Source organism: uncultured Campylobacter sp. (genome assembly GCF_938045465.1).
Taxonomy (GTDB): Bacteria; Campylobacterota; Campylobacteria; order Campylobacterales; family Campylobacteraceae; genus Campylobacter_B.
Genome location: NZ_CALIBF010000134.1, coordinates 1 through 10,808 on the forward strand (window position 1 = coordinate 1; position 10,808 = coordinate 10,808).

Consider the following 10,808-nt stretch of genomic DNA (forward strand, 5'->3'; position numbering starts at 1 on the left):
GCTAAACAGCGGCTTAAAGGTGCTAAGCTCGGGGCGCGTGATATTTAGCTCGTAGGTAAAGGGGTTAAATTTGGCGTCCTGCACGCTAAAGCTTGCCCTGCCTTCTAAAATTTTAGGTAGCGCCTTTTCGATAAAAAGCGGCACGCCGAAAAAGCCCGCAAGCGCGTAAAACAGCGCAAATCCACCTACGCCGAAAGCAAACTTACGCCAGTGTTTTATAAAAAATTTTTTCATTTTTCCGCTCATTAATTTTGATAGCGTAAAATTATATCCAAAAATTTCGTGCAAAGGGTTAAATTTTGCTGGTTCACATCTGTTGCTCGGTCGATTGCGATTATTTTTTGCGCTGCTTAAAAGAGCTCACGCAAGAGCCGCTAATAGGCTATTTTTATGATCCCAACATCCACCCCTATGGCGAATATGTTCTTAGAATGCACGATGCGAAGCGGGTTTGCGAGAATTTAGGGATTAAATTTATCCCGGGCGAGTATGATTTACAGGGCTGGCTAGACGGTGCGCGCGGGCTTGAAAATGAGCCCGAAAAAGGCGCGCGCTGCGAGTTTTGCTTTGATTTTCGCATGCAAAAAACGGCCGAGCTCGCGCTAAGTTTGGGCGAGCGCAAAATCACCACGACTCTTTTAATGAGTCCCAAAAAATCGCACTCTCAACTTTGCGCCTCGTTGCAACGTATCTGCGAGCGCTGCGGACTGGAGTTTATCGCGCCCGATTTTCGCAAAAACGGCGGCACGAACGAGCAGTTTGCGCTCGCGAAAAAAGACACGCTCTATCATCAAAACTACTGCGGCTGCATCTATGCACTTACGGCACAGCGGAATGATCAGCGAAAGACCGAGCGGAATTTTGGCGGAAGTTTGACGGCGGATTTGAGGCGAAATTCCGCCTCCGATGCCGAAATTTACGAGCTAATGTCGTCTATCGATCGGCAAATTCTGCCCGCTTCGGTAGAGGATAAGTTGAAATTTTACAAAAAGCTTTGCTCGCTCGAAAAAAACGGGGCGAAATTTAGCGTGCTGCGCGATCGGTTTTTAAACTACCGCCTGCTGCGCGCATGGATTAAATTTGACGGCGAGGTAGTGCCTTCGTTTGTGCTATTTGGCTCGCATTTTACGCGCGAAAACGTGAAGTTTAGCGTGGAGCGAGAGTGCGAAATCTTTTTCAGCGACAAGGGGGAGATTAAAATTTTAAACCTGGCGAAATTTAACGAAATTTCAAGATCAAATTTCAAAAGCGTATCCGAAATGCTAAAAAATCCGCCGAGTCTTGCGCGCCAAAATAAAGCTCGCGCCGCCCTATGCGCTGCGGGCTCGCTCTCGCCGATCATCGTCACGGACGAGATAAGAGCCGCCAAAGTTCAAATTTACGGGCTCTCGCGCATATTTTTAGACGTTAGGGAAATTTTAGTAAGAATTTGATAAGATTCTAAAATTTCTAAAAAAGGCAGATCAATGATAGATATAAACGAAATTCTCTCTATCCTACCTCATCGTTTTCCGTTTTTGCTGATAGATCGCGTCGAAGAGCTCAGCATAGGCGAAAGCATCAAAGCCTATAAAAACGTAACCTACAATGAGCAGATCTTTCAGGGTCACTTTCCGGGGCACCCGATCTATCCGGGCGTAATGATCATCGAGGGCTTGGCACAGGCAGGCGGCGTGCTGGCGTTTAAGAGCATGGAGAAAGACGGCGTCGATCTAAGCGACAAGGTCGTGTATTTTATGAGTATCGACAACGCTAAATTTAGAAACCCGGTCCGCCCCGGCGACAAGCTTGAGTATCGCATCAGCGTAATCAAACATCGCGGACGCATCTGGGTGCTAAAGGGCGAAGCCTACATCAACGACGGTACTACATTGGCCGCGCAGGCTGAACTTCAAGCGATGATAATGGATAAATGATGGCTAAAGTTCACCACACAGCGATCATCGAGGACGGCGCGCAGATCGGAGCCGAGGTTGTGATCGAGCCGTATGCTTTCGTAAGCGCGCAGGCTAAAATCGGCGACGGCTGCACGATCAAGCAGGGTGCGCGCATCATCGGCGATACGCAAATCGGCGAGGGCTCTAAAATTTTTTCATACGCGATCGTGGGCGAAATTCCGCAGGATATGAGCTTTGAAGATGGCGAGCGAACGGGGTTAGTCATCGGCAAAAACGCTACGATTCACGAGTTTTGCACGATCAGCTCGGGCTCGCATAAGGGCGACGGATTTACGCGCATCGGCGATAATCTCTTTATGATGGCGTATTGCCACATCGCGCACGATTGCGTGCTGGGCAGCAACATAATCCTAGCCAACAACGCCACGCTCGCAGGTCACGTCGTAATGGGCGATTATGCCGTTATTGGCGGACTTACCCCCGTGCATCAATTCGTCCAAATAGGCGAGAGCTGCATGATCGCAGGGGCTAGCGCGCTTAGTCAGGACGTAGTGCCGTTTTGCCTAGCCGAGGGAAATCGCGCCTATATTCGCGGGCTAAATTTAACGGGCATCCGCCGCCGCTTCGATAAAGAGACGGTCGAGACGATAAATCGGGCGTATAAATTTTTATTTAACCAAGGCGCGGGCTTAAAGGAGCAGGCGCAGATCCTTTTAGCCGAAACGAGCGATCAAAACGTGCGCAAGATGTGCGAGTTTATAATCAACACAAAACGCGGGATTCCGCTAGATAAAGGTAAAATTTAATGGCAAATAAGTGCAGTTTTTGCGGTGAGACGGGCGCGGACGGGCGTCGTATCTATCCTAACGACGACGGTACGGCGGCTATCTGCAGCTATTGTATCGATATGGCATACGCCGCTATCCACGGCAGCGAGGGTCAAAATGAGGCGGTACAAAATCAAAATAAAGAGATCGATTTCGAGGCTATCAAGCCAAAGGCGCTGATGGAGGTTCTAAACCGCTACGTCATCGGTCAGGAGCGCGCTAAGAAAATTTTTAGCGTCGGCGTTTACAACCACTATAAAAGAATTTTCAGACAGACCGACGCGAAGGGCGACGATACCGAAATTTCAAAATCAAATATCTTGCTTATCGGGCCTACCGGCAGCGGCAAGACGCTTATGGCGCAGACCTTGGCGCGATTTTTGGACGTGCCGATCGCCATTAGCGACGCTACGAGCCTAACGGAAGCGGGCTACGTCGGCGAGGACGTAGAAAACATCCTCACCCGCCTTTTGCAGGCTGCGGACGGCGACGTAGAGAAGGCGCAGCGCGGTATCGTATTCGTAGACGAGATCGATAAGATCGCGCGAATGAGCGAAAACCGCAGCATCACGCGCGATGTAAGCGGCGAGGGGGTACAGCAAGCGCTTCTTAAGATCATCGAAGGAAGCGTCGTAAATATCCCGCCGAAGGGCGGCCGCAAGCATCCAAATCAGGACTTCATACAGATCGATACTACTAATATCCTATTCGTCTGCGGCGGCGCGTTCGACGGGCTAAACGAGATCATCAACCGTCGCATCGGGCAGAATGTACTCGGGTTTAACCAAACCAAGCGCAGCAAGAAAGAGAGCTTAAATTTGCTAAACATGGTCGAGGCCGACGATTTGGTGCATTACGGTATAATCCCCGAGCTCATCGGGCGCTTGCACGTAGTGGCTACGCTAAATGAGATCGACGAAAAGGCGATGGTTAGAATTTTAACCGAGCCGAAAAACGCGATCTTAAAGCAATATCAAAAGCTCTTTGCGATAGACGGCGCAAATTTAAAATTTGACGACGACGCGCTACGAGAGGTCGCGAGCCTTGCGATCAAGCGCAAAACCGGTGCGCGCGGACTTCGCAGCATAATCGAGGAGATCATGATTGATATTATGTTTGATCTACCTGAGCTTAAGGGCTATGACGTCATCATCTCCAAAGAGGTCGTAGATGGCGTTTCTAAGCCTATACTTGTAAAACAAAATTTAACTGCATAAAGGGGATAAATGTTACTTGATTCGATTCTAGGATTATTTTCTAGGGATATGGGTATTGATCTAGGCACGGCAAACACGCTTGTGCTGCTAAAAGATAAAGGCATCATCATCAACGAACCGAGCGTCGTCGCGGTACAAAACGAACGCTACGGCAAGCAAAGGATCATCGCCGTGGGCGCCGAAGCCAAAGAGATGCTCGGACGCACTCCCGGCGACATCGAAGCGGTGCGCCCGATGAAGGACGGCGTTATCGCGGATTTTGATATGACGGAAAAGATGATTAGGTATTTCATCGAAAAGACCCACAAACGCCGCTTCTTCGTAAGCCCGCGCATCATCATTTCGGTACCTTACGGGCTAACTCAGGTCGAGCGCAAAGCCGTGCGCGAAAGTGCGATGATAGCGGGCGCACGCGAGGTTTATCTAATCGAAGAGCCGATGGCTGCGGCGATCGGTGCGGGTTTGCCGGTCAATGAAGCGCGCGGCTCGTTGGTCGTAGATATCGGCGGCGGTACCACAGAGATTGGCGTCATCTCGCTAGGCGGCATCATCAGCGCCAAATCCGTTCGCGTCGCGGGCGATAAGATCGACGCAAGCATCGTTAACTACGTCAAAGAAAAATATAGCCTGCTTATTTCGGAGCGTGCGGCCGAGGAGATTAAGATCAAGATCGGCACGGCGGTGCAACAGCAAAAAGATCTTACCTATACAGTCAAAGGAAAAGACCAGATCAGCGGGCTTTTAAGCTCGGTTGATCTTACGAGCGAGGACGTTAGAGAGGCGATCAAAGATTCGATCAGAGAGATTGCGGACGCGCTGAAATTTGTCCTTGAGAGCATTCAGCCCGAAGTCGCCGCCGACATCGTCGAAAACGGCGTCGTGCTAACGGGTGGCGGTGCGCTCATTCGCGGATTAGATAAGTATCTAAGCGACACCGTAAAGCTTCCGGTTTTCGTCGCGGACGAACCGCTACTGTGCGTCGCAAACGGCACGGGAAAAGCCCTAGAAGAGATCAAATCGCTAAAACAAGCGGCAAATGACTAATCTCAAACTCCTCCTCGTCGCGGTTTTGCTGGTAGCCGTTTCGCTAACGTTCGGCTCGTATATCCACGGCAAATTTATCGGATTTGCAGGAGGAATTTTAGAGGTGTATTACGGCGTGAGCGATCGGGTAAAAAGCGCTGTGAACGAGCATTTTAACCAGGCAGAGACGATCAAAGCTCTACGAGAAGAAAACGCCGAGCTAAAAAAATCGGCGATGCTGCTTAGCACGTTCGCGGGCGAGCTGAATAAAATTTTGATCGATAAAAATAGCTCTATTTATGAGCCCAAAGTCCAGCTCGTAAAGGCGTTGAGCTACGCGAATCTAAACGACTACAACAAATTCTTCGTAAATTTTGAAAATTTTAACCCAAACAAAATTTACGGCCTCATCAGCGAGGGTAAAACCGCAGGAATTTTAGTAAATAAAGACGGGCGCCCGCTTGCGATCTTACAGCGCGACGAGAAGAGTAATTTCTCCGTTTTCATAGGAGATACTCAAATTCCTGGCGTCGCAGGCGGCGAAAATAACGAGCTCGTAGTCAGATACATCCCGCAGTGGCTCGATCCCAAGGTAGGTGATGAGGTGCTTACCAGCGGCAAGGACGGGATTTTTTTTGCCGGCGTGCCGGTAGGAAAGGTTAAAGAGATTCAAAATGGAAAGTTATACAAAAGCGCCGTCGTAGAGCCCTACGTGAGCTCCGAGATGCCGGCGTTTTTGTATGTCGTTACAAAGGAAAATTGATGCCCAAAAGAGATGATATTAAGACGATTTTGCTGATCGGCAGCGGTCCGATCGTAATCGGTCAGGCGTGCGAGTTCGATTACAGCGGCACGCAGGCGGCTAAGACGTTAAAGAGCCTTGGATACCGCGTAGTGCTAATAAACTCTAACCCCGCTACCATTATGACCGATCCCGATTTTGCCGACGCTACTTATATCGAGCCGATTACCAAAGAGAGCATTTTGCGTATCATAAAGCGCGAGGGCGTCGATGCGATCCTGCCTACGATGGGCGGACAGGTCGCGCTAAACGTCGCGATGCAGGCTTACGAAAGCGGCGAGCTGGCTGGAGTAAAATTTCTAGGCGCCAAGCCTGAAGCGATCAAAAAAGGCGAGGATAGGGTAAAATTTAAAGAGGCGATGATTAAGATCGGAATGGATCTGCCTAAGTCCAAATACGCTTACAATATCGAAGAGGCGATGGCTGCGGCGAATGAGATCGGCTTTCCGCTCATTATCCGCGCCAGCTACACCCTAGGCGGTGCAGGCAGCGGCGTAGCGTACAATATCGACGAGTTTAAAGAGGTCGCGCAAAATGGGCTAGACGTGAGTCCGATAAATGAAATTTTGATCGAAGAGAGCCTGCTTGGATGGAAAGAGTTCGAAATGGAGGTGATCCGCGATCACAAGGACAACTGCATCATCGTCTGCTCGATCGAAAATTTCGACCCGATGGGGGTGCATACGGGCGATAGTATCACGGTTGCGCCCGCTCTGACGCTTACCGATAAAGAATACCAAGCGATGCGCGACGCGAGTTTTAAAATTTTGCGCGAGATCGGCGTGGATACGGGCGGCTCAAACGTGCAGTTTGCGGTAAATCCGCAAACTGGTCGCATGATCGTCATCGAGATGAACCCGCGCGTAAGCCGCAGCTCGGCTCTCGCGTCCAAAGCCACGGGCTATCCGATCGCCAAGGTCGCTACGATGCTGGCGGTGGGCTTTAGCCTGGATGAGATCAAAAATGACATCACTGGCACGCCCGCGAGCTTTGAGCCGGTGATCGATTATATCGTGACTAAAATTCCGCGCTTTGCGTTTGAAAAATTCCCAGGCGCAAACCCCTATCTCGGCACCGCGATGAAGAGTATCGGCGAGGTGATGGCGATCGGGCGCAGCTTTAAAGAGAGCATTCAAAAGGCGCTTTGCTCGCTAGAGAAGGGCTACTTCGGCTTCGTGGAATTAAATTTAAGCGAGAAGGATCTCATCTTCGGGCTTCGCAACGCGCAGCAAGATAGAATTTTATATATCGCTCAGGGCTTTAGAGCGGGTATGAGCGTGGATCAAATTTACGAGCTTAGCAAGATCGATCGCTGGTTTTTGAGCCAGATTGAGCAGATTGTAAAATTTGAAGAGCGCATCGATATGGAGATCATCAACGACGCGGCGCTTCTGAGGCAGGCCAAGAGCTGGGGCTTTAGCGATAAGATGATCGCAAATTTAATCAACAAAAAGGACAATCTGGGCCTTACGCAAAACGATATCCATTTTGCCTGCGCCAGGCAGGGCATCGGCCTTGAATACAACGAAGTAGATACCTGTGCGGGCGAGTTTGCGGCGCTCACTCCGTATCTGTACTCCAGCACCAACATAACGCCCGCCATCGCAAGCCGTAAAATTTCAAAAGATAATAAAAAGGTCCTCATCATCGGCGGCGGTCCGAACCGCATCGGGCAGGGCATCGAGTTTGACTACTGCTGCGTGCACGCTAGCTACGCGCTACGCGATATGGGCATCACTACGATAATGTATAACTGCAACCCAGAAACCGTCAGCACCGACTACGATACGAGCGATATTTTATACTTCGAGCCGATCGACTTCGAGCACGTCAGAGCGGTCATCGAGGCCGAGAACCCCGACGGCGTGATCGTGCATTTCGGAGGCCAAACGCCGCTAAAGCTCGCCAAGCGCCTAAGCACCGTGGGAGCCAAGATCATCGGCACGAGCGCGCGCACGATAGACGTAGCGGAGGACCGCAAGAAATTTAGCGAGTTCATCGCAAGTATCGGCGTTAAACAGCCCCAAAACGATACCGCCGTAAGCGAAGCCGAAGCGATCGAAAAGGCCGCTGCTATCGGCTATCCCGTGCTCGTGCGCCCTAGCTACGTGCTCGGCGGTCGCGCGATGCGGCGCGTGCACAGCGAAGCCGAGCTTAGGCAGTATATGAGCGAGGCGGTGCGCGTGAGCAATCACTCGCCCGTGCTGATAGATAAATTTTTGCTTGACGCGACCGAGCTTGATGTGGATGCGATCTGCGACGGGCGCGACGTGTATATCGGCGCGATAATGGAGCATATCGAAGAGGCAGGCATTCATAGCGGCGATAGCGCTAGTATCTTACCGCCGCTTAGCCTAAGCGCGGAGATGATCGATCTGGTAAGTCGCCAAACCAAAGAGATCGCGCTAAATCTCGGCGTCGTGGGGCTTATGAATATTCAATTCGCGATTTTTGAAAACGAGCTTTACATCATTGAGGTAAATCCGCGCGCGAGCCGCACCGTGCCGTTTGTCAGCAAGGCGAGCGGAATTCCGATGGCAAAGGTCGCTACCCGCGTAATGTGGCAAGGGGGTCTGCGCGAGGCTTTGAAATTTTACGACGAGTTCGGCGTGCTGGTCGAAGAGAAGGGAATTTTAAAGCCGCGTATTAAAAACCATATCTGCGTCAAAGAAAGCGTCTTTCCTTTCAACAAGCTTGCGGGCGCGGATCTGATCCTGGGGCCTGAGATGAAAAGCACCGGCGAGGTGATGGGCATCGGCGAGAGCTTTGCCAAGAGCTTTGCTAAATCGCAAATCGGCGCAAGCAACGCACTTCCGAGTGGCGGCAAGGTATTTTTGTCGCTAGCCGATCACGACAAGCTGCGAGCCGTAGAGCTTGCGCGCGCGTTTACGAGCGCAGGCTTCGGTATCGCGGCTACGAGCGGCACTCACAAGCTACTGGGCGAAAACGGCGTGGAGTGCGAGTTTGTCTATAAAATCAGCGAGGGCCGCCCAAATATCGAGGATAAGCTCAAAAACGGCGAAATTTCGCTCGTCATCAACACTAGCGATAGCAAATCAAGCTCCACCGATGCCGCGAAGATCCGCCAGAGCGTGCTGCGCTTTAGGCTGCCGTATTTTACGACGATGAAGGCGGCGATCGCCGCTACGCGCTCGATCTGCTCGATAAAGGACGACTCCGCGCTTGAAGTTAAAACGCTGCAGGAATATCTAAGCGGAAGGTAGCATCTTACAAGAATCATAGAATTTAATCATTGAGTATTTTGGCTTAGTGGTTAAATTTTATGATTTAAAATTCTAGGGACATGAATATATAAGTCAAAATAGACTTTTGTAGTACATATTAGAAATCAGCGCATATATATCAGGTATTAAAATCCTCGTCGTCGACACAGCTCATCGTTCATTACCATTGAGAAGAGCATCTCGTTATCGAGATAATATGTCTGATAAATATATTTAATGCCAGCATCTTTTGCTTTCGAGCCATCACTCAAGTTCATATTAAGAATTCTACAGCTTCTATCTACTATATCGGAGTTATTTTTGTTGTTATGAAGAAATATACTATATAGCCTTTGCTTATATTTTTCTCTATCTATATTTGGTGCAGTAATATGAAATGTGTATTTGATCGTTATAGTATCACTTTTACAGACTAAAATAGGGAACATAGTAGCAATTTCACCAACCTCTTGTTTTAAATCATAATCACTCATGATCTGAACTGCAATATTTTGATTGCATCCGTCATTAGCAAATGAAATGCTGATCCCCAATAGAAGAAAAAATATTGTTTTACGCATTTTTTGACCCTTCTGTTATTTGCATATATTTTCCACGCTATGGTTACTAAATAAATTTTTAGATAATTCAATAATCATATTTTTTGCAAAAATTATCATCTACCGTAACTATATAAAAGGGCTCGTTACTATCAAAAAAATATATATAATTTGCTTTTCGTTTTAGACCTAAATTTTGAAAGGTATCTAAAACAGGGCAAATTGAATCGACTGCGATTTTATCAAGTTTTCCTTCTACTTTTAAATACGCAGCTTCTTTTTTAGATATTTTTTTAGATCTTTTCAAATCGGTACCGGTCATCATTGTACTATTTTTGCAGAAAAAAGCAATATATGCTTTTCGTTCTTGTAAGAACGAGTTATTATCTACTAGAAATTTTTGTACCTCTTTATTATCGCATGCATCATAAGCGAACGAAGCGCCGATCGTCAATATAAGAGAAAATATTATTTTGCGCATAGCGTAAAACCTTAAAATTATTTATCAGCAGAAAATTCGCGTAAGCTCGCTAAAGTTTTACCTCTTTGCTCGTTAAGCTCAACGCATATTTCTAAAGCATTGGAGAATTTTTCAAATGCGGTTTTTAGTTTATTTGTATCTTCATTGTTACAACAAAACGACGTTAATTGCTTATCTCCCATATAGATATCTACTGAATTTTGCGGATATTGCGAATTCTCCATATTCGTAATTCTTAGTTTTATTCCCTCAGAATATTGAGTGACGATGTTCATAACTTCAGATTTATCCGCTCTTTCTTTGATGATTAGTTTCAAAGCGATCTCCTTATTTAAAATTTAAATTACGATACCCCCCCCTACAAAATGCTTAAATTTAGAAATATTAATTTTAAATTTTTATTGCGTTTGCCAATAATTTTTATATCAAAGCATAGAGTAAATGAGAGTTTTAACACTTAGATTGGTAGTTAATTCGTAAGTCGGTATTGAAGTAGATATCGGATATAGAAATTTATATAAATCTTGGTAATTAAAGATTTTTCTAAAAGTTTTAAAATCTCAACAAATTATACCGTCATTTACCTACAAACTCGGTAAAATCACTGATTATTATCGCTAGGCACCTTTAAAATTTGAACTAAATTTCACGTTTTTAGAATTCTTATTAAAACTGAATGCCATTAAGGCTGCTAATTTATATTTTCTCGAGATAGCATATCTTAAAATTCCGATTAAATTTAACGCGGCATCGGATTTTAAAATTTATTGCCTTTT

At 47.4% G+C, this 10,808-nt stretch carries 11 protein-coding genes; 7 read left to right on the forward strand and 4 right to left on the reverse strand.

Annotated features, from left to right (window positions below; translation table 11 throughout):
* Positions 1–234, reverse strand: a 234-nt coding sequence (locus Q0413_RS06545; protein ID WP_298988177.1) for a hypothetical protein, incomplete at its 3' end; no start/stop codon positions are given.
* Between the two features lie 65 nt (positions 235–299).
* Here Q0413_RS06545 and Q0413_RS06550 point away from each other — a divergent pair.
* Genes Q0413_RS06550 through carB form a run of 7 tightly spaced genes read left to right on the forward strand, consistent with a single transcriptional unit; the run spans position 300 to position 8,991 of the window.
* Positions 300–1,433 (forward strand): epoxyqueuosine reductase QueH, encoded by a 1,134-nt coding sequence (locus Q0413_RS06550; RefSeq protein WP_298988178.1) that lies wholly within the window; start codon positions 300–302, stop codon positions 1,431–1,433.
* Positions 1,434–1,466: 33 nt separating this feature from the next.
* Positions 1,467–1,916: a 3-hydroxyacyl-ACP dehydratase FabZ gene (fabZ, locus tag Q0413_RS06555; RefSeq protein WP_298988179.1), complete on the forward strand. Its 450-nt coding sequence runs from the start codon at positions 1,467–1,469 to the stop codon at positions 1,914–1,916.
* Entirely contained in the window at positions 1,916–2,704 is a 789-nt protein-coding gene (lpxA, locus tag Q0413_RS06560; RefSeq protein WP_298988180.1) for an acyl-ACP--UDP-N-acetylglucosamine O-acyltransferase, read from the forward strand. The genes fabZ and lpxA overlap by 1 nt, the downstream gene beginning before the upstream one ends.
* Positions 2,704–3,942 (forward strand): ATP-dependent protease ATP-binding subunit ClpX, encoded by a 1,239-nt coding sequence (gene clpX / locus Q0413_RS06565; protein ID WP_297880234.1) that lies wholly within the window; start codon positions 2,704–2,706, stop codon positions 3,940–3,942. Before lpxA ends, clpX begins: the two co-directional genes overlap by 1 nt.
* Positions 3,943–3,951: 9 nt before the next feature.
* Positions 3,952–4,986: a rod shape-determining protein gene (locus Q0413_RS06570; RefSeq protein WP_005869818.1), complete on the forward strand. Its 1,035-nt coding sequence runs from the start codon at positions 3,952–3,954 to the stop codon at positions 4,984–4,986.
* On the forward strand, positions 4,979–5,728 hold the full coding sequence (gene mreC / locus Q0413_RS06575; RefSeq protein ID WP_297882469.1) for a rod shape-determining protein MreC: 750 nt from the start codon (positions 4,979–4,981) through the stop codon (positions 5,726–5,728). The genes Q0413_RS06570 and mreC overlap by 8 nt, the downstream gene beginning before the upstream one ends.
* Positions 5,728–8,991: a carbamoyl-phosphate synthase large subunit gene (carB, locus tag Q0413_RS06580; protein WP_298988181.1), complete on the forward strand. Its 3,264-nt coding sequence runs from the start codon at positions 5,728–5,730 to the stop codon at positions 8,989–8,991. The genes mreC and carB overlap by 1 nt, the downstream gene beginning before the upstream one ends.
* Positions 8,992–9,137: 146 nt before the next feature.
* On the opposite strand, the gene Q0413_RS06585 is transcribed toward carB, so the two are convergent.
* The 3 genes from Q0413_RS06585 to Q0413_RS06595 all read right to left on the reverse strand — a co-directional run bounded on the left by Q0413_RS06585 (position 9,138) and on the right by Q0413_RS06595 (position 10,349).
* Positions 9,138–9,572 carry a hypothetical protein gene (locus Q0413_RS06585; protein ID WP_297902588.1) on the reverse strand — a complete coding sequence of 145 codons (435 nt, stop codon included), beginning with the start codon at positions 9,570–9,572 and terminating at the stop codon, positions 9,138–9,140.
* A gap of 67 nt (positions 9,573–9,639) precedes the next feature.
* Positions 9,640–9,876: a hypothetical protein gene (locus Q0413_RS06590; protein WP_298988182.1), complete on the reverse strand. Its 237-nt coding sequence runs from the start codon at positions 9,874–9,876 to the stop codon at positions 9,640–9,642.
* Positions 9,877–10,049: 173 nt separating this feature from the next.
* A complete protein-coding gene (locus Q0413_RS06595) occupies positions 10,050–10,349 on the reverse strand; it encodes a hypothetical protein (RefSeq protein ID WP_297950256.1) in 300 nt (99 codons plus the stop codon).
* Positions 10,350–10,808 lie beyond the last annotated feature (459 nt).

Bases quoted from the DNA above. Each gene is read 5' to 3' on its own strand.
- Q0413_RS06590 (WP_298988182.1), bottom strand. From the start codon at position 9,876: ATGATGACCGGTACCGATTTGAAAAGATCTAAAAAAATATCTAAAAAA.
- lpxA (WP_298988180.1), top strand. From the start codon at position 1,916: ATGGCTAAAGTTCACCACACAGCGATCATCGAGGACGGCGCGCAGATC.
- carB (WP_298988181.1), top strand. From the start codon at position 5,728: ATGCCCAAAAGAGATGATATTAAGACGATTTTGCTGATCGGCAGCGGT.
- Q0413_RS06585 (WP_297902588.1), bottom strand. From the start codon at position 9,572: ATGCGTAAAACAATATTTTTTCTTCTATTGGGGATCAGCATTTCATTT.
- clpX (WP_297880234.1), top strand. From the start codon at position 2,704: ATGGCAAATAAGTGCAGTTTTTGCGGTGAGACGGGCGCGGACGGGCGT.
- fabZ (WP_298988179.1), top strand. From the start codon at position 1,467: ATGATAGATATAAACGAAATTCTCTCTATCCTACCTCATCGTTTTCCG.
- mreC (WP_297882469.1), top strand. From the start codon at position 4,979: ATGACTAATCTCAAACTCCTCCTCGTCGCGGTTTTGCTGGTAGCCGTT.
- Q0413_RS06570 (WP_005869818.1), top strand. From the start codon at position 3,952: ATGTTACTTGATTCGATTCTAGGATTATTTTCTAGGGATATGGGTATT.